Here is a 16,867-nt window from a genome sequence, read left to right on the forward strand (position 1 = left end):
CGAGGTCTCTCATCGCGTTCAGGCCCGGCATGCCACGTCCTCGAAGACGGGGCCCTTGGCCGCGAAGGCAGCGTCGGGCACCGTGAAGCTGTCGAGGCCCTGGCCGTAGCGGTCCTGCAGGTAGCTCTCGGTGCGCCGCTCCATCGCCTTGTCGGATTCGACGGTGAGCGAGAGCGACTTGCCCTGGCGCCAGCTCACGACCTCGCCGTCCCGGACGATGACGTCGCCGTCCTTGAGCACGTATTTCGCCGCCGTGAACATCGCCGTGCGGTCGGGATCGTCGCGGTAGACCGCGATGTCGGCCCGTCCCCCGGCGCGCAGGTGGCCGCGGTCGGTCAGCCCCAGGAGCTTGGCCGGACCGGAGCGGGTGAGCTGGGCGATCTCGGAGAGCGTGTACTCGCGCTCCAGCGTGGCGAGGTCGGAGCGCTCGGCCACCACGCCCGGCAGCGCGGCGATCTCGCGGTCGCGCTCCTCCTTGCTCATCAGCAGGTGGATGATGCGCGGATACTGCGTGAAGGGCCCGCCATTCGGGTGATCGGTGGTGAGGATGGTGCGCTCGGGGTCGCCCGAGAGCAGCATGATCTCCAGGCCGATCGCCCATTGCAGGGAGCTGACCGGGCCCTTCGGCCGGTAGAGGAAGGGCACCACGCCGCCGCCCTCGGCATCGCCCGCGTTCAGCACCCACTTCTTGGGCTTGGCGCCCTTGCGGCCGCCAAACTGGCGCAGGATGTCGAGCGACACCGTGACGGTCTGGCCGAACACCACCTGCCCGATATCGAGGGTGGCGTTGGGGTTCGCCATCACGGCGTCGGTGATGCGCCGCGCCGCCGAGCGGAACCCGCCGGTCATCGGATTCTCGGGGTCCACGACGCCGTAGGCGTAGAACTGGGCGTGGGCGAAGTGGATGCGCCGCCCTTCCGCCGCGTCGAGCGTCGCGACGAAGGAATCGTCGGCGCCGGGGAGCCCGAGATTGTTGCAGTGGACGTGGAGCGGATGCGGCACGCCGATCTCCTCGACCGCATCGAGGAGCGCGCCCATGATCTTTCGCGTGGAGAGCCCGTAGCAGGGGATCTCGTCGTCGAGGCTGAGCCGCAGCGCGCCGTCCTTGAAGGCCGAGGCGCCGCCCGCGTTGATGCATTTGACGCCGAGGCCCCGCGAGGTGGCGACGTTGAGCGCCACGAGGTCGCGCACCGCCGCCTTGCCCTCACCGTCCCGCAGGATCTGCAGGAGCTGGTCGTCGTTGCCCATCACGGTGAGCGCGCCGCGGTCGAGCAGGGGGATGTCGGCGAGTTCGAGCTGGGTCGCCAGCGCCTGGACCGGCGGCATCGCCGGCTCGACGGCCGTGGTGTAGCCCATCCGCGCATAGGTCGCGCCGATCCAGCCGGCCGCGCCGCCGGCATGGGCGAAGGGATGGCCCTCGGGCGCCGCCTCGCTCACGTAGAGCTCGGGCAGCAGCAGGCGCGAGGTGATGACGTTGCCGCCGGCGATGTGCGAGTGCACCTCGACGCCGCCCGCCATCACCACGCAGCCGGTGGCGTCGAGGGTCTGGTCGGGCTGGCGCTCGCTCGGGGGGACGATACGGCCGTCCTCGACCCAGACGTCGCCGACCGCGTCGCGGTTCGCGGTGGGATCGACGACCCGGCCGCCCTGGATCCGGATCAGCATCAGGAATCCTTCCTCGCGGCGTCGCGCTCGACGACGGCCGCGGCAATGCGCTCGATGATGGCGGCGGCCGAGGGCCGCTCGGCGGGCGCGGCCGGCGCCCGATAGGTCAGGGCGGCGCGCCCGGCGTTCCAGAGCACGCCGCCGACCTCGCGGCCGGGCTCGCCCACCTGGATGACCACCTCGGCGGCGCCCGGATCGGCCTCGCCGCAGACGAGGGCGACGCTCGGCAGGCCGGAGAGCCAGGCCGGTGCCGGCGCGGGCAGGCTCGCGAGCCAGAGCGCGGCGTCGGCCTCGCCGGAGGCGGCGAGGCGCCCAGCGTCGAAGCGCCAGGGATCGTGCTCGGGCACGCGCCGGCCGAAACCGGTGCGGATGGCCTGGCCCGTGGTCCAGGCCGCCACCTGCAGGGCGGCGCGGTCCTGGTCCGCCCCCGAGAGGGGCAGGGTGAAGCAGCGCGTCGCCTCGTTGAGGTCCATCACGAGGCCCTGCAGCATCTCGATGCCGGGCGCGCCGACCTCGCCCGGCTCGTAGAGCACGGCGCCGTAGAGCGCTCCGGCCAGCGCACGGGCGATCGTCAACAGGGCAGGATCGGAATCGAGATGCCCGCGGGCATGGGCGCGCAGATGGGCGATGGCGACCGGCAGGCTCGCGCCCGCGGCGAGATGGTGCACGGCGCGGGCCGCGCCCGCCGCCCGGCCGCGGCTCGGCTGCGTGGCGCGCAGGGTTTCGAGGAGGGGCGTCTTGAGCGGCGCATCGCCGACGACGAGGACCGCGTCGGCACGGCCGATCACCTCGGCCGGGGTCGTGGTCATGGCACCGACCCGGGACAAGGCGCCGAGTTCGGCATAGGTGGCGTCTCCGCCGAGACTGTCGACCGAGGCGCCGATCCGTCCGGCGAGCCGATAGGCGGCGCTGATCGCCGCCACCTCGGCGTTGAGGCCGGCGAAGACCGGCGTGCGTGCGGCCGACAGAATCGCTGCGGCCGCCGTCACGGCGCCGTCCGCGTCGGTCGCGCCACCCTTGACCCAGGCTGCCATCCACCCTCGCGTGTATTTTTGGTTTTCGCGGCGCGCATCGAACCGGATGCGCGGGGGCGGTCGCCTAAGACCGATGCCGGCGGGACTGGTCGAGTCCGCCGTGCCGGAATGGCCTGCCCGCCCGCGCCATACGCCTGGACGGGCGGCATCCGGGCCGCCTTGAGCGGCAGGGTTGCATCGGCCGGCGCCGGCAGGCAAGGCCCCCGCGCCTCGAAATCCCCTTCGCGCACCGCGGTTGCCCCGGCGCGGCCCGCATGTGAGAAGCCCGGACCCGCCGGAGGGGAACCGGCGCGCGCCCCACGCCTTGGCGTATCGGCTCCAGCCGGCCACGCCTCCGGCGTGGCCGCGGGCGCGCCACCGCCGTCCGGACGGGGCGATCCGAGACCGTTTCCAGGGCGCGAGGAGGGACCGGGTGCCTGAGCTGCCGAGCCGGAGCGATGACGCCGCGGAGCCGGCCGCCCGCGTGGCGGTCGAGGCGCCGGCCCGGCTGCATTTCGGCTTCCTCGACCTGCATGGCGGGCTCGGCCGCCGCTTCGGCAGCATCGGGCTCGCCATCGACGCGCCCTCGCTCAGCCTCACCGCCGAGCCCGCGCCGGAACCCGTGGCCGAGGGGCCGGAAGCGCGGCGGGTGCTCGGCTATATCCGCGCCGCGGCCGGCCATCTCGACGTGGCGCCCGGCATGCGGGTGCGGGTGGCGGAGGCGATTCCTCCCCATGCCGGCTTCGGCTCGGGCACGCAGCTCGCCCTCGCGGTCGCCGCGGCGCTCGCCCGGCTCAACGACCGCCCGTTCTCGCCGGAGGATTTCTCGAACGCCCTCGACCGCGGCAACCGCTCGGGCGTGGGCTTGCGCGCCTTCACCGAGGGTGGGCTGATCGTCGATGGCGGGCGCGACGCCTCCGGGGCGCCGCCGCCGGTGATCGCGCGCATCCCCTATCCGGAGGCGTGGCGGATCGTGCTGATCCTCGACGACGGCCTCGTCGGCGTGCACGGCGCCCGCGAGGTCGAAGCCTTCCGCGACCTGCCGCGCTTCCCCGAGGGACAGGCCGCCGAGATCTGCCGCATCGTGCTGATGCAGGTGATGCCGGCCGCCGTCACCGTCGAGCCGGAGGCCTTCGGTGCCGGCATCACGGCGATCCAGCGGCTCGTCGGCGACCATTTCGCCCCCCACCAGGGCGGACGCTACGCCAGCCCCGCCGTCGCCGAGGCGCTCGCCCGGGTGGCGGAACTCGGCATCGCCGGCTACGGCCAGAGCTCCTGGGGCCCGACCGGATTCGCCCTGGTGCCGGGCGAGGCCGAGGCGCATGCCCTCGTCGCAGATCTGGAGGCACGCTCCCGCGCGGAGGGGCGCCTGCGCTTCATCGTGGCACGGGGGCGCAACACGGGAGCCACCGTCGCGGCGGGATGATTGGTCCGGGCAGGGGGGTTGATCGGCACGCGCTAGGCGCGCGCCGAAGCTCGGCTTAAGGATTCGCGCGATATGTAAGGGCCCCTCACGCGACTCCGGTGGACCGGAGCCCGGGCGACGGCGGAGCCGTCGCTGCGTGAGCGGCATCTGAAGGGCACGCGACGCCCGAGGACCACGAGGAGACGACCATGGCCCGCTCGATCCTGCACATGCTCACGCCGCTCAAGCACATGAGCCCCTTCGACGTGAACATGGCGGTCGATGCCGGGTTCGAGACCATCGTCACCTATACGGACGTGACGCTGTCCGACGTGGTCTCGCTGACCCAGGATTCGATCTTCTCCCGGGCTCCCGAGGACGGGGTGCGCACCGGCCTCTTCATCGGCGGCAAGAACGCCGAGGACGCCCTCGACATGGTGGACCGGGCCAAGAAGGCTTTCGTGCCCCCCTTCGCCAACCACATCTTCGCCGACCCGGCCGGCTCCTTCACCACCGGCGCCGCGATGGTGGCGCAGGTCGCCCGGGCGCTGCGCCAGAAGCACGGCACCGATCTCAAGGGCAAGCGCATCGTGATCTTCGGCGGCGCCGGGGTCGTCGCCTACGTGGCGGCGGTGATCGGCGCGCTGGAGGGGGCGCAATCCGTGCTGGTCGGCCATGACGGCGAGGAGCGCGTCTCGAAGATCGCCTTCACCATGAAGTGGCGCTTCGGCATCGAGGTCGGCGCGGTGGACGGGACCACGCCGGAGGACCGGCGCCGGGCAATCGCCGACGCCGACGTGATCCTCTCCGCCGGTCCCGCCGGCATCCCGATCCTGTCGGCCGAGGACCTCGAATCGGCGCCGAAGCTGCTGGTGGCCTCCGACGTCAACGCCGTGCCGCCGGCCGGCATCGCCGGCATCGACGTGAACGCGGTGGACGTGCCCCTGCCGACCGGCAAGGGGCTCGGCATCGGCGCGCTCGCGGTCGGCAACGTGAAATACCAGACCCAGTGCCGCCTGTTCCGCCGCATGCTCCAGGCCGACCAGCCCCTCTGCCTCGACTTCCGCGACGCCTACACCCTCGCCGTCGAGGTGACGGGCTGAGGGGATCGGGCAGGGCCCTCCCTCCCCCCTCTGCGGGGGAGGGAAAGGCGCCATCATGACCGAAGCGGTCCTCATCGCCGCCCAATCCGGCCGGGCGCTGGCCGAGGCCGCGCGGCGCGCCGGCCTCCGCCCGTTCGTGGCCGACCTGTTCGGCGACGCCGACACCCTGGAGATCGCCGAGGCCCATCACCCGCTGCCGGGCACCTTCGGCTCGGGCCGGCTCGGCGGCGAAGTCCTGCTCGCGGCCCTCGACGACCTCGCCGGGCGGGCCGGGACGCGCCCGGTCGGCGTGGTGCTCGGCAGCGGCTTCGAGGGCGCGCCGGACCTGATGGCCGCGCTCGCCGCGCGTCATCGCCTGCTCGGGGCCGCACCGGAGGCGGTCGCCCGGCTGAAGGACCCGCAGAGCCTCGCCGCCCTCTGCGCCGAGCTCGACATCCCGCATCCGCCGGCTCGCCTGGAGGCGGTGGCGGATCCGGAAGGCTGGCTGTGCAAGCGCGTCGGCGGCTCGGGCGGCAGCCATATCCGCCGGGCCGGGCGGGGGTCGGCACCGCCCGGCGCCTATTTCCAGGCGCGGGTGCCGGGCCGGCCCCATGCCCTGAACGTCCTCTCGGACGGGCGGGAGATCCGCGTCCTGGCGCTCACCGAGCAATGGTGCGCGCCCTCCCGCCTGCGCCCCTTCCGCTACGGCGGCGCGCTGGCGCGGGGGGCTGGCGAGCCCGGTCCCGTGCCGCCCGCCATCCGGGCCGAGATCGCGGCGGCGATGGCCCGGCTCGTCGCGCGCACCGGGCTCAGAGGGCTCGCCAGCGCCGATTGCCTCGTCACCGAGGACGGGTGGTGGCTCACCGAGATCAACCCCCGCCCCGGTGCCACCCTCGACGTCCTCGACCGGCGCGCCGGCCCGCTCCTCGCCGCCCATATCGCGGCAAGCCTCGGAAAAATGCCGGCACCCGACCCCGATCCCGGTGATGCGGCAGCCGCGGAGATCTGTTACGCGGGCCGGGACTTCGCGGCCGTGCCGGCCTTCGCCTGGCCTGACCACGTGCGCGATCGTCCCCGTCCCGGCACGGCCGTGCGGCGGGACGCGCCGCTCTGCACCGTGCTCGCCACGGGGCCGGAGGCCGGCGCCACCAAGGACAGGCTGCGGACGCGCATCGCCGCGTTGCGCGCCGCACTCGCGCAGGAGGACGCCTCAGGATGAGCACCCCACACTACCCGAGCATCAACGCCCTCGCCGCGCCCCTCGTGGAGCGCCTCGTCGCCGATGCCGGGTGGCTGCGCCTCGACGTGCGCCAGGAGGCGGGCGGCGCCCGCATGGTCGATGCCGGCGCCCAGGCCCGCGGCTCGATCGAGGCGGGACGCCGCATCGCCGAGATCTGCCTGGGCGGCCTCGGCACCGTGAGCATCAGCCCGACCGGGCCGATCGCGGCCTGGCCGAACTCGGTGGTGGTGCACGCGGCCGATCCCGTCCTCGCCTGCCTCGGCAGCCAGTATGCCGGCTGGAGCCTGGCCGACGAGACCGGCGAGTCCGGCTTCTTTGCCCTGGGCTCGGGCCCCGGCCGTGCGGTCGCCGTGGTCGAGGACCTCTACAAGGAGCTCGGCTACAAGGATTCGGCGCAGAGCACCGCCCTGGTGCTCGAGGCGGCGAGCGGCCCGCCCGCGAGCGTCGTCGCGAAGGTCGCCGAGGCCGCGGGCGTCGCGCCGGAGAACCTGACCTTCATCTTCGCGCCGACCCAGTCGCTCGCCGGCGCGACCCAGGTGGTCGCCCGCGTGCTGGAGGTGGCGCTGCACAAGGCGCACACGGTGGGCTTCGACCTGCACGCCATCGTCGACGGCATCGGCTCGGCCCCGCTCTCGCCGCAGCATCCCGACTTCATCAAGGCGATGGGCCGCACCAACGACGCCATCATCTACGGTGGCCGGGTACAGCTCTTCGTGGATGCGGACGACGCCGACGCCAAGCAGCTCGCCGAGCAGCTGCCCTCGACCACGTCGAGCGATCACGGCGCGCCCTTCGCCGACATCTTCGCCAAGGTGAACGGCGATTTCTACAAGATCGATGGTGCCCTGTTCTCGCCGGCCGAGGCGATCGTCACCTCGGTGCGCACCGGCGCGACCTTCCGCGGCGGCCGACTCGAGCCGACGCTGGTCGAGGCGTCCTTCGCCTGAGACGCGGACGGCGAGGCGCCAACGGCAGGACCCGGACCGTGCCCCCTCTTCCGTTCAGACGAGGGGGCACGTCCGACACGCGCCGCGCCTGAACCATTCTGTCATCCGAGCCCTCGGCACCGCCGAGGTCCGCTGATCCTTCGAGAACCCCATGCGCATCGGGCTCGCGGCCGATAACGGCACCTGGCACAAGAGCCACCTCCTGGCGGGATTGCGGGCGCTCGGCGTCGAGCCGGTGCTGTTCTCGCTCGCCGACGTCGCCGTGGTGACGGGGGGCGGCGAGCCCCTGCGGGTGCCGGGCTTTTCCGAGGCGCTGCCGGACGGCGTCCTGCTCCGGACCATCGCGGGCGGCACCTTCGAGGCCACCACCATGCGGCTCGGCGTGCTGCACGCCCTCGTGGCCTCGGGCGTCACCGTCTGGAACCACCCGCTCGCGATCGAGCGCTCGGTGGACAAGGCGGCGACCTCGCTGCTGATCGCCCGGGCCGGCCTGCCCACCCCGCAGACCTGGGTCTTCTCGAAGCGCGAGGCGGCGGCCGACTGCGTCGCCCGCGAGGCCGGCCCCGGCCGCCCGCTGGTGCTGAAGCCCCTGTTCGGCTCGCAAGGGGAAGGGCTGATGCTGATCGAGCAGCCGGAGGCGCTGCCCGACGAGGCCGCCGTCTCCCGCGTCTACTATCTGCAGCGCTACGTGCCGCGGGCCGACGGCCTCTGGCGCGACTACCGCGTCTTCGTCTGCGAGGGCCGGGCCATCGCGGGCATGATCCGCGAGGGCGACGGCTGGATCACCAACGTGCACCGGGGCGGGCGCCCGCTCGCCTGGGCGATGCCGCCCCGCGCGGTCGAGCTCGCCGAGGCCGCGGCCGCGGCCGTCGGGGTCGATTACACGGGCGTCGACCTGGTCGAGGACGGGGAGGGCGGCTTCCTCGTGCTGGAGGTCAACTCGATGCCGGCCTGGTCCGGCCTGCAGAAGGTCTGCGAGACCGACATCGCCGGCGCGATCTGCCGCGGCTTCCTCGCGGCGGTGCGCAGTGCCCACCGGCCGCGTCTGGTCGTGGCCTGATGCCGGGGCTCGCGCCCGAGCTGATCGCGACGCTCTACCGGGCGGCCTGCCTTGCCGAGCTCGACGCGCTGAAGCCCGGCAACGTCCACGCCTACGCCTCCGGCCACCGTATGGAGGTGGCCGATTTCGTGACGAGCGCCGATGTCTCGGCGCCGGCCCTCGCCCGAGCGGAGGCTCGAATCGGGGCCCGCGTGCGCGGCGGGGTCGAGGCCACGGTCGCGGCGGTCGGCCAGAACACCAATCTCGGCATCCTGCTGCTCTGCGCGCCGCTGGCCCGCGCGGCCGAGCGCGGGGAGGGGATCGCCGCGGCGCTCGCCGCACTCGACGCGGCCGACGCCCGGGACGTGTTCGCCGCGATCCGGCGGGCCAATCCCGGCGGGCTCGGCCGGGCCGGGCGCCATGACGTTGCGGGCGAGGCGCCTTCATCCTTGCGCGACGCCATGGCGGAGGCCGCGCCCCGCGACGCGATCGCCCGCGCCTACGTCACCGACTTCGCCGACATCCTGCGGATCGGCCGCCCGGCCCTCGCCGCCGCCCGCGCGGCGGGCCTCGAGGCGACGTGGTGCACCACCGCCGTCCACCTCGCCTACCTGTCGGACCTCGCCGACAGCCACGTCCTGCGCAAGCACGGCGCGGCGGTCGCCGAAGCGGTCCGCCGGGAGGCACAGGCGCTGTGCCTCCGGATCACGCCGGGTCCCGCGGCGGTGGAACCGCTCCTCGCCTTCGACCAGAGCCTGAAGGCGCGCGGCATCAATCCGGGCACCAGCGCGGATCTCACCGTCGCCACCCTGTTCGCGGACGCCCTCGACGCGGCGAAAGGGGCTTGACGCGCCCGTCGCCCGACCCCGTGAAAAGTTCCGTGCCAATCGGCGCCGGCCGCCGCAATAATTTATCGATTTCAGCGCCTTGCGCAGGGTTGTGAGGGACAGGGCCCCGCTGTAGGGTCCGCGCCGCTATCCGGGCTAACCAGTGCGGACCGACACGGATCCGCGCGTCGCAAACAAGGATGGCTTCCCGGCTGCGGCTCGCCCCAGGCCGCAGCCCCTCTACGTTGGAATCCAGGGAGAGACCCCGAATGGCAAAGATCACCAAGGTTCAGGTTGGCGAAGCCCTCGTCGGCGACGGCAACGAGGTCGCCCACATCGACCTCATCATCGGACCGCGCGGTTCGCCGGCCGAGTCGGCCTTCTGCAACGGCCTCGTGAACAACAAGCACGGCTTCACCAGCCTGCTCGCGGTCATCGCGCCGAACCTGCCGTGCAAGCCGAACACCCTGATGTTCAACAAGGTCACCATCAACGACGCCCGCCAGGCCGTCCAGATGTTCGGCCCCGCCCAGCACGGTGTCGCCAAGGCCGTGCAGGATGCCGTCGCCGAGGGCATCATCCCGGCTGACGAGGCCGACGACCTGTACATCCTGGTCGGCGTGTTCATCCACTGGGAAGCGGCTGACGACGCCAAGATCCAGAAGTACAACTACGAGGCCACCAAGCTCTCGATCCAGCGCGCCGTGAACGGCGAGCCGAAGGCCGCCACGGTCACCGAGCAGCGCAACTCGGCCCAGCACCCCTTCGCCGCGAACGCTTAGATCGGGGACAGTCCTGGGCAGAGCGCGCCTCCGCCCGCACCGCGGGGCCTGCTCCAGCGACTGGCATCCATCTTCCTCGGCCGCTAGGGCGAGGCTCCGGACGGGACGGCGAAAGCCGTCCCGTTTCCTGTTCCGGGAATGCCGATGGCAATGCGAGGCGGGATCCGAACCGTTACCATTTATTGTCGATACGAAAATTCTTGACGCGATCGGGCCTTCCGGCACATCCTGAATGGCGATCACCCTCGATCCGGCAAAGCGGGGGAAGACGCTGGCCGAACGCGGCCTCGACTTCCTCGATGCGCAGATCGTCTTCGGCAATCCGAGCTACAGTGTCGAGGATCGTCGCCGCGAATACGGAGAGCTTCGCATCATGACGATCGGCCGAATCGCCGGCCGGATGGTTGTCGTGATCTGGACACCCCGCGGGAACGACCGCCACGTGATCTCTATGAGGAAGGCGAATGAGCGCGAACAGATCCGCTACGCCCCCTATCTCCGCTGATCTCATCGGCGCGACCGATCTGGCGCGCGTCGATGCGCATGTCATCCAGCCGGAGGAATACGAGGAGATCCCCGAACTGACCGATGAGATGCTGGCAGGCGGCGAACCGGGAAACGGGGCGGGCATCGCGCGCCGCCGCGGCCGCCCACGGTCCGACCAGCGCAAGGTTCTGACCGCCCTTCGGCTCGATCCGGACGTGATCGCAGCCTTCAAGGCAACAGGGCCAGGCTGGCAGACCCGGATCAACGATATCCTGAAGCGCGAGAGCGAGCGCCTTCGCCGCGCAGGCTGAGACATTCTCGCGCCCGTCGCGTGGCGGCGCTATGCTCCTCGCGGCATCAAGAGGGATCAGCCGTGGCCGAGAGCGACAACACCTTCAAGAAGGCGCCGAAGCGCAAGCCCATGAAGGGCAAGTCGGTGGCGGTGTCGCCCGAGATGCGGCAAGCCTATGCCGACCTGATCAAGGAACGCGAGGCGAAGCAGGAAACCTACGCCCGCCACCTGCCGCAGGACGAGACGCGCCGGCGCTGAGCCCGCCAACGCAGGTGACGCGGCGCACGTCGCAGCCTTTCGGGCACTCCCATCTCGGATCCATCGCGGGTGCCGGACCGCGGGTTCGGGCGCCCGAACCCGAAGGATCCGCGCCATGCCGCACCTGCCCCTTCGCGCCGCCGCGCTCGCCGTCGTCCTGACGCTGCCGGCGGCCCCTGTCCTCGCTCAGGGTCATGCCCCGTCGACCGGCCTCTCGGCCGCGGCGGCCTCCCTCGGCTACACCGCCGCCCCCGCGACCCTCAATGTGTCCCTGCCCGAACTGAGCGTTCGGGCCGATGCGGCCGATCCCAGCACGACCGGGTCGGTCCGCTCCCACCCGGGCTCCGGCCAGACCAAGCACTGATCCAGACCGCCTCGTTCCGGGCCATCGCCCCGATGGGTCCGGGGCGGGGCACGGCCGGCATGAGCCGGCCGTCTCGTTCAGCCTCCGCGCGCCTCAGCGCTTGAGCGGTCCCGCTTCGATCACGTCCTCGACCGTGCGCAGACCGGCGCGCGGCGAGTTGACGAGGCAGGCCATGTTGCCCGGCGGGTGCTGGTTCTTCCACATCTTGGTGTGGGCCTGGGGGATCTTGTCCCAGGGGAAGACCTCGCTCATGCAGGGATCGATGCGCCGGTCGAGCACGAACTGGTTCGCGGCCGAGGCCTGCTTCAGGTGGGCGAAGTGCGAGCCCTGGATGCGCTTCTGGCGCATCCAGACGTAGCGGGCGTCGAAGGTGATGTTGAAGCCGGTGGTGCCGGCGCAGAACACCACCATGCCGCCGCGCTTCACCACCAGCGCCGAGACCGGGAAGGTCGCCTCGCCCGGATGCTCGAACACGATGTCGACGTCGTTGCCCTTGCCGGTGATGTCCCAAATCGCCTTGCCGAACTTGCGCGCTTCCTTGGTCCAGGCGTGGAACTCGGGGGAGTTCACCTTCGGCAGCTGGCCCCAGCAATCGAAGTCCTTGCGGTTGATCACGCCCTTGGCACCGAGGCTCATCACGTAGTCGCGCTTCGACTCGTCGGAGATCACCGCGATGGCGTTGGCTCCGCTCGCCGCGCAGAGCTGCACGCCGAACACGCCGAGGCCGCCGGAGGCGCCCCAGATCAGCACGTTCTGGCCCGGGCGCACCGTATGGGGGGCGTGGCCGAACAGCATGCGGTAGGCGGTGGCGAGCGTCAGCGTGTAGCAGGCCGCCTCCTCCCAGGTGAGGTGCTTCGGCCGGTGCATGAGCTGGCGGGACTGCACCCGGCAGAACTGCGCGAAGGAGCCGTCGCCGGTCTCGTAGCCCCAGATGCGCTGGGTCGGCGAGAACATCGGATCGCCGCCGTTGCACTCCTCGTCGTCGCCGTCGTCCTGGTTGCAGTGGACGATGACCTCGTCGCCGACCTTCCAGCGCTTCACCTTGGCGCCGACCTTCCAGACGATGCCGGACGCGTCCGAGCCGGCGATGTGGTACTCGCCCTTGTGCACGTCGAAGGGCGAGATCGGCTCGCCGAGCCCCGCCCAGACGCCATTGTAGTTGACGCCCGCGGCCATGACGTAGACCAGCACCTCGTCGTCGCCGATCTCCCAGACCGGCAGCACCTCGAGCTGGTGGGACTGCTCCGGCGGCCCATGGCGCTCACGGCGGATCGCCCAGGCGTACATCTTGGCCGGCACGTGACCCAGCGGCGGGATCTCGCCCATCTCATAGAGGTCCTTGACCTCCGCCCCCGTCTGCACCGCCGCGCTGGCTGCCATGGTCGCTCTCCTCGCAGGTCGTCCGGCGCGGTTCTCGTGCAAGCCGCGCTCTCGATGCCTTGGCCTATAGCTGCGATGCGAAACGCCTCCAAGTGGGCCTTAAGGCGAAGACGGCAGGATAAAACACGATTCAGGGCCCGCACCGCAGCGCAGGCCCCGCAGATTCAAATCGACTTTGGCGCGAAGTGAAGAATTATTCGATGCGCCCGGCTATTCGGCCGCAGCCTTCGCAGGTTCGATACCCAATCCAGCCGCGACGCCACGGCCGAAATCCTGGTGTACCTTATACCAATGGGCGATCATGCGCTCCTGGATGTGGCGCGGGCTGTCCCCCATCGAGGTGACGACATTCTCCACGAGCCGCTTGCGGCCGCCGTCGTCCAGAACCTTGGTCCAGAACTCGCGCGGCTGCCCGTAGAGATCCGCGTCGTCGCCCGGCCATCCGTAGCGGGCCGCATCGCCCTTGAGGCGCAGCGGCGGCTCCTGGAACGACGGATCCTGCACCGGGCCGCCGAAGGAGTTCGGCTCATAGTCGACCTGCGCGCCATGGTTGCCGTCGGTGCGCATGGCCCCATCACGGTGATAGGTCTGCACCTGGGCGTTCCTGGCTTGGTTGACCGGGATCTGGTGGTAATTCACGCCGAGCCGGTAGCGATGCGCATCCGCGTAAGAGAGGATGCGGTTCTGCAGCATCTTGTCCGGCGAGAAGCCGATGCCCGGCACCACGTTCGAGGGCTCGAAGGCAGATTGCTCGATCTCGGCGAAGTAGTTCTCCGGATTCCGGTTGAGCTCCATCTCGCCGATCTCGATCAGCGGATAGTCGGCATGCGGCCAGACCTTGGTGAGGTCAAAGGGGTTGATGGGATAGGTGTCGGCATCGAGCTCCGGCATCAGCTGCACCGAGACCCGCCATTTGGGGAACTCGCCACGCTCGATGGCGCCATGCAGGTCGGCGGAGGAATAGTCCGGGTCCTTGCCGGCGATCTCGTCGGCGTCCGCGGCGGAGAAGTTCTCGATGCCCTGCTTGGTGTGGAAGTGGAACTTCACCCAGTGCCGCTCCCCCCGCTCGTTCCAGAACGAGAAGGTGTGCGAGCCGTAGCCGTTCATGAAGCGCGCCGATTTCGGCGTGCCGCGGTCGGAATAGAGGAACATCACCTGGTGGATGGCCTCGGGCGAGAGGCTCCAGAAGTCCCAGCGGCGCCAATGCGGCTTGAGATGGGTGCGCGGGTCGCGCTTCTGGGTGCGGATGAAGTCGGAGAACTTGATCGCGTCACGCACGAAGAAGATCGGCGTGTTGTTGCCCACGAGGTCCCAGTTGCCCTCGTCGGTGTAGAACTTGAGGGCGAAGCCGCGCGGGTCGCGCGCGGTATCGGCCGAGCCCGATTCGCCGCCCACCGTCGAGAAGCGGGCGACCATCGGAACCGCCTTGCCCACCTCGGTGAGCACCTTGGCGCGGGTGTAGTCGGCCAGGGACTTCGTCAGCCGGAAGGTGCCGTAGGCGCCGTAGCCCTTGGCATGCACGACGCGCTCCGGGATCCGCTCCCGGTTGAAATGGGCCATCTTCTCGATGAGGTGGTAGTCCTGCATCAGAACCGGCCCGCGCGAGCCGGCGGTGAGCGAGTTCTGGTTGTCGGAAACCGGGTTCCCGAACGCAGTGGTCAGACGGGGGGCGGAGTCGGCCATCGTGGCAGGGATCCTGTCTCAGCTGGGCTTAACCTGGCTCAGGAACGTATGAGGGCCTGCAAGGCTGCATCGCCTCACACCCTCGTGCACAGCCTGGGGTCCGGCCCCGTTGCCGCAGCCCGGGTGCGGGGCCCGTCTTCGACCAATGTTGAAGAAAACGCGCGGGGTTCGCTAAGGAAAGTCGATTCCGTCCCGGCGCTTTCGGCTCTAGGCTAGGACCCAAAGGCGCGCCGGACCGCGCCCGGGCCGGATCAGGTCCGGGCCGGGGATTCGGCGCGCGGCTGTGACGGGAGCGGACGAGAATGAGCGGGCAGCCGGCCATCGCCGAGAGCAAGCAGCAGACGGACGCCAACCGGGCAGATATCAGGCGGGACAAGCCGTGGATCATCCGCACCTATGCGGGCCACTCGACGGCGGCGGAATCGAACGCGCTCTACCGGGGCAACCTCGCCAAGGGCCAGACCGGCCTCTCGGTGGCCTTCGACCTGCCGACTCAGACCGGCTACGACCCGGACCACGAGCTCTCGCGCGGCGAGGTCGGCAAGGTCGGCGTCTCGATCGCGCATCTCGGCGACATGCGGACGCTGTTCGACCAGATCCCGCTCGCCCAGATGAACACCTCGATGACGATCAACGCCACGGCGCCGTGGCTCTTGTCGCTCTACCTCGCGGTGGCGGAGGAGCAGGGCGCGCCGATCGCGGCGCTGCAGGGCACCACGCAGAACGACATCATCAAGGAGTACCTGTCGCGCGGCACCTACGTGTTCCCGCCCGCGCCCTCGCTGCGGCTCACCAAGGACGTGATCCTGTTCACGACCAAGAACGTGCCGAAGTGGAACCCGATGAACGTCTGCTCCTACCACCTGCAGGAGGCCGGGGCGACGCCGGTCCAGGAGCTGTCCTACGCGCTGGCCATCGCCATCGCGGTGCTCGACACGGTGCGGGCCGACCCGGATTTCGACGAGGCGAGCTTCTCCGACGTGTTCAGCCGGATCTCGTTCTTCGTGAACGCGGGCATGCGCTTCGTCACCGAGATCTGCAAGATGCGGGCGTTCGCCGAGCTCTGGGACGAGATCGCCCAGGAGCGCTACGGCATCACGGACGCCAAGAAGCGGATCTTCCGCTACGGCGTGCAGGTGAACAGCCTCGGACTGACGGAGCAGCAGCCCGAGAACAACGTCCACCGCATCCTGATCGAGATGCTGGCCGTGACCCTCTCGAAGCGCGCCCGGGCGCGGGCCGTGCAGCTGCCGGCCTGGAACGAGGCGCTCGGCCTGCCGCGGCCCTGGGACCAGCAATGGTCCATGCGCATGCAGCAGATCCTCGCCTTCGAGACGGACCTGCTCGAATACGACGACATCTTCGACGGCTCGACGGTGATCGAGGCCAAGGTCGAGGCCCTGAAGGAGCAGACCCGGGCCGAGCTGAAGCGCATCGCCGAGATCGGCGGCGCGGTGACCGCGGTCGAGGCGGGCGAGCTGAAGCGGGCGCTGGTGGAATCGAACGCCCGCCGCATCGCGGCGATCGAGAAGGGCGACCAGATCGTCGTCGGCGTGAACAAGTGGCAGCAGGGCGAGCCCTCGCCGCTCACCGCCGGGGAGGGGGCGATCTTCACCGTCTCCGAGACCGTCGAGATGGAGGCCGAGGCCCGCATCCGGGCCTGGCGCGCGGGCCGTGACGAGCGGGCGGTGGGCAAGGCGCTCGAGGATCTGGAGCAGGCTGCGCGCTCCGGCGCCAACATCATGCCGCCCTCTATCGCCGCGGCGAAGGCGGGCGTCACCACCGGCGAGTGGGGCCAGCGGCTTCGCGCGGTGTTCGGCGAATACCGCGCGCCCACCGGCGTGACCCTGGAGACCGTCTCCTCCGGGGCGGCCGAGGAGGCCAAGCTCCTGATCGCCGATCTCGGCGAGCGCCTCGGCGAGACGCCGAAGCTCGTGGTCGGCAAGCCCGGCCTCGACGGCCACTCGAACGGGGCCGAGCAGATCGCGCTGCGCGCCCGCGATGTCGGCTTCGACGTGACCTATGACGGGATCCGCCAGACGCCCTCCGAGATCGTCGCCAAGGCGAAGGAGACCGGCGCCCACGTGGTCGGCCTCTCGATCCTGTCGGGCAGCCACGTGCCGCTGGTGCGGGAGGTCCGCGCCAAGATGCGGGAGGCGGGGCTCGACCACGTTCCCGTCGTCGTCGGCGGCATCATCTCGCCCGAGGACGAACTGGTCCTGAAGAACATGGGCGTGCGCGCCGTCTACACCCCGAAGGACTACGCCATCGACCAGATCATGGTCGGCCTCGCCAAGGTGGTGGAGAAGGCGCTCGACGGCCGGACCGGGAGCCATGCCGAGCCGGAAGCGGCCGGGCAGCAGGTATACTGAGGCGGGAAGGCCCTCCCCGGCGACGGGAAGGG

Annotated in this window: 16 protein-coding genes; 12 read left to right on the forward strand and 4 right to left on the reverse strand. The window is 71.0% G+C overall.

Annotation, left to right across the window (positions count from 1 at the left end; genetic code table 11):
- Positions 1-18: 18 nt before the first annotated feature.
- Together MET9862_RS14170 and MET9862_RS14175 are read right to left on the reverse strand one after the other, a co-directional pair.
- On the reverse strand, positions 19-1,665 hold the full coding sequence (locus MET9862_RS14170; RefSeq protein ID WP_142583585.1) for a formylmethanofuran dehydrogenase subunit A: 1,647 nt from the start codon (positions 1,663-1,665) through the stop codon (positions 19-21).
- Positions 1,665-2,699, reverse strand: a complete 1,035-nt coding sequence (locus tag MET9862_RS14175) for a molybdopterin-binding domain-containing protein (protein ID WP_142583586.1) — start codon at positions 2,697-2,699, stop codon at positions 1,665-1,667. Before MET9862_RS14175 ends, MET9862_RS14170 begins: the two co-directional genes overlap by 1 nt.
- Before the next feature lie 412 nt (positions 2,700-3,111).
- Here MET9862_RS14175 and MET9862_RS14180 point away from each other — a divergent pair, with 412 nt between their 5' ends.
- The 11 genes from MET9862_RS14180 to MET9862_RS14225 all read left to right on the forward strand — a co-directional run bounded on the left by MET9862_RS14180 (position 3,112) and on the right by MET9862_RS14225 (position 11,400).
- Positions 3,112-4,104: a beta-ribofuranosylaminobenzene 5'-phosphate synthase family protein gene (locus tag MET9862_RS14180; protein ID WP_142583587.1), complete on the forward strand. Its 993-nt coding sequence runs from the start codon at positions 3,112-3,114 to the stop codon at positions 4,102-4,104.
- 188 nt (positions 4,105-4,292) lie between these two features.
- Positions 4,293-5,186: an NADP-dependent methylenetetrahydromethanopterin/methylenetetrahydrofolate dehydrogenase gene (locus MET9862_RS14185; protein ID WP_142583588.1), complete on the forward strand. Its 894-nt coding sequence runs from the start codon at positions 4,293-4,295 to the stop codon at positions 5,184-5,186.
- Between the two features lie 55 nt (positions 5,187-5,241).
- Positions 5,242-6,384, forward strand: coding sequence for an ATP-grasp domain-containing protein (locus MET9862_RS14190; protein WP_142583589.1), 1,143 nt, complete (start codon positions 5,242-5,244; stop codon positions 6,382-6,384).
- Positions 6,381-7,352 carry a methenyltetrahydromethanopterin cyclohydrolase gene (gene mch, locus MET9862_RS14195; RefSeq protein WP_142583590.1) on the forward strand — a complete coding sequence of 324 codons (972 nt, stop codon included), beginning with the start codon at positions 6,381-6,383 and terminating at the stop codon, positions 7,350-7,352. The genes MET9862_RS14190 and mch overlap by 4 nt, the downstream gene beginning before the upstream one ends.
- 151 nt (positions 7,353-7,503) lie before the next feature.
- The gene (locus tag MET9862_RS14200; protein ID WP_142583591.1) at positions 7,504-8,412 is read left to right on the forward strand and encodes an ATP-grasp domain-containing protein; all 909 of its coding nucleotides are present in this window, start codon (positions 7,504-7,506) and stop codon (positions 8,410-8,412) included.
- Positions 8,412-9,239: a triphosphoribosyl-dephospho-CoA synthase gene (locus MET9862_RS14205; protein WP_142583592.1), complete on the forward strand. Its 828-nt coding sequence runs from the start codon at positions 8,412-8,414 to the stop codon at positions 9,237-9,239. Before MET9862_RS14200 ends, MET9862_RS14205 begins: the two co-directional genes overlap by 1 nt.
- Positions 9,240-9,487: 248 nt before the next feature.
- Positions 9,488-10,000 carry a 5,6,7,8-tetrahydromethanopterin hydro-lyase gene (fae, locus tag MET9862_RS14210; protein ID WP_142583593.1) on the forward strand — a complete coding sequence of 171 codons (513 nt, stop codon included), beginning with the start codon at positions 9,488-9,490 and terminating at the stop codon, positions 9,998-10,000.
- A gap of 232 nt (positions 10,001-10,232) precedes the next feature.
- Positions 10,233-10,505: a BrnT family toxin gene (locus MET9862_RS14215; RefSeq protein ID WP_142583594.1), complete on the forward strand. Its 273-nt coding sequence runs from the start codon at positions 10,233-10,235 to the stop codon at positions 10,503-10,505.
- Positions 10,465-10,797: a BrnA antitoxin family protein gene (locus MET9862_RS14220; RefSeq protein WP_142583595.1), complete on the forward strand. Its 333-nt coding sequence runs from the start codon at positions 10,465-10,467 to the stop codon at positions 10,795-10,797. Before MET9862_RS14215 ends, MET9862_RS14220 begins: the two co-directional genes overlap by 41 nt.
- A gap of 62 nt (positions 10,798-10,859) precedes the next feature.
- Complete coding sequence (locus MET9862_RS29390) at positions 10,860-11,036, forward strand: hypothetical protein (protein WP_185156867.1); 177 nt, start codon at positions 10,860-10,862, stop codon at positions 11,034-11,036.
- Between the two features lie 115 nt (positions 11,037-11,151).
- Entirely contained in the window at positions 11,152-11,400 is a 249-nt protein-coding gene (locus tag MET9862_RS14225; RefSeq protein ID WP_142583596.1) for a hypothetical protein, read from the forward strand.
- Positions 11,401-11,493: 93 nt separating this feature from the next.
- Here MET9862_RS14225 and ccrA read toward each other — a convergent pair whose 3' ends face one another.
- A complete protein-coding gene (gene ccrA, locus MET9862_RS14230; protein WP_142583597.1) occupies positions 11,494-12,780 on the reverse strand; it encodes a crotonyl-CoA carboxylase/reductase in 1,287 nt (428 codons plus the stop codon).
- Positions 12,781-12,990: 210 nt separating this feature from the next.
- Positions 12,991-14,463, reverse strand: a complete 1,473-nt coding sequence (locus tag MET9862_RS14235) for a catalase (protein WP_142583598.1) — start codon at positions 14,461-14,463, stop codon at positions 12,991-12,993.
- Positions 14,464-14,765: 302 nt separating this feature from the next.
- Here MET9862_RS14235 and MET9862_RS14240 point away from each other — a divergent pair, with 302 nt between their 5' ends.
- Positions 14,766-16,835, forward strand: a complete 2,070-nt coding sequence (locus MET9862_RS14240; protein ID WP_142583599.1) for a protein meaA — start codon at positions 14,766-14,768, stop codon at positions 16,833-16,835.
- The last annotated feature ends 32 nt before the right edge of the window (positions 16,836-16,867 follow it).

Source organism: Methylobacterium symbioticum (assembly GCF_902141845.1).
Classification (GTDB): domain Bacteria; phylum Pseudomonadota; class Alphaproteobacteria; order Rhizobiales; family Beijerinckiaceae; genus Methylobacterium; species Methylobacterium symbioticum.

Excerpts from the sequence above, each read along its gene's own strand:
- MET9862_RS14170 (WP_142583585.1), bottom strand. The coding sequence starts at position 1,665 with ATGCTGATCCGGATCCAGGGCGGCCGGGTCGTCGATCCCACCGCGAAC.
- MET9862_RS14175 (WP_142583586.1), bottom strand. The coding sequence starts at position 2,699 with ATGGCAGCCTGGGTCAAGGGTGGCGCGACCGACGCGGACGGCGCCGTG.
- MET9862_RS14185 (WP_142583588.1), top strand. The coding sequence starts at position 4,293 with ATGGCCCGCTCGATCCTGCACATGCTCACGCCGCTCAAGCACATGAGC.
- MET9862_RS14190 (WP_142583589.1), top strand. The coding sequence starts at position 5,242 with ATGACCGAAGCGGTCCTCATCGCCGCCCAATCCGGCCGGGCGCTGGCC.
- mch (WP_142583590.1), top strand. The coding sequence starts at position 6,381 with ATGAGCACCCCACACTACCCGAGCATCAACGCCCTCGCCGCGCCCCTC.
- MET9862_RS14200 (WP_142583591.1), top strand. The coding sequence starts at position 7,504 with ATGCGCATCGGGCTCGCGGCCGATAACGGCACCTGGCACAAGAGCCAC.
- MET9862_RS14205 (WP_142583592.1), top strand. The coding sequence starts at position 8,412 with ATGCCGGGGCTCGCGCCCGAGCTGATCGCGACGCTCTACCGGGCGGCC.
- fae (WP_142583593.1), top strand. The coding sequence starts at position 9,488 with ATGGCAAAGATCACCAAGGTTCAGGTTGGCGAAGCCCTCGTCGGCGAC.
- MET9862_RS14215 (WP_142583594.1), top strand. The coding sequence starts at position 10,233 with ATGGCGATCACCCTCGATCCGGCAAAGCGGGGGAAGACGCTGGCCGAA.
- MET9862_RS14220 (WP_142583595.1), top strand. The coding sequence starts at position 10,465 with ATGAGCGCGAACAGATCCGCTACGCCCCCTATCTCCGCTGATCTCATC.
- MET9862_RS14225 (WP_142583596.1), top strand. The coding sequence starts at position 11,152 with ATGCCGCACCTGCCCCTTCGCGCCGCCGCGCTCGCCGTCGTCCTGACG.
- ccrA (WP_142583597.1), bottom strand. The coding sequence starts at position 12,780 with ATGGCAGCCAGCGCGGCGGTGCAGACGGGGGCGGAGGTCAAGGACCTC.
- MET9862_RS14235 (WP_142583598.1), bottom strand. The coding sequence starts at position 14,463 with ATGGCCGACTCCGCCCCCCGTCTGACCACTGCGTTCGGGAACCCGGTT.
- MET9862_RS14240 (WP_142583599.1), top strand. The coding sequence starts at position 14,766 with ATGAGCGGGCAGCCGGCCATCGCCGAGAGCAAGCAGCAGACGGACGCC.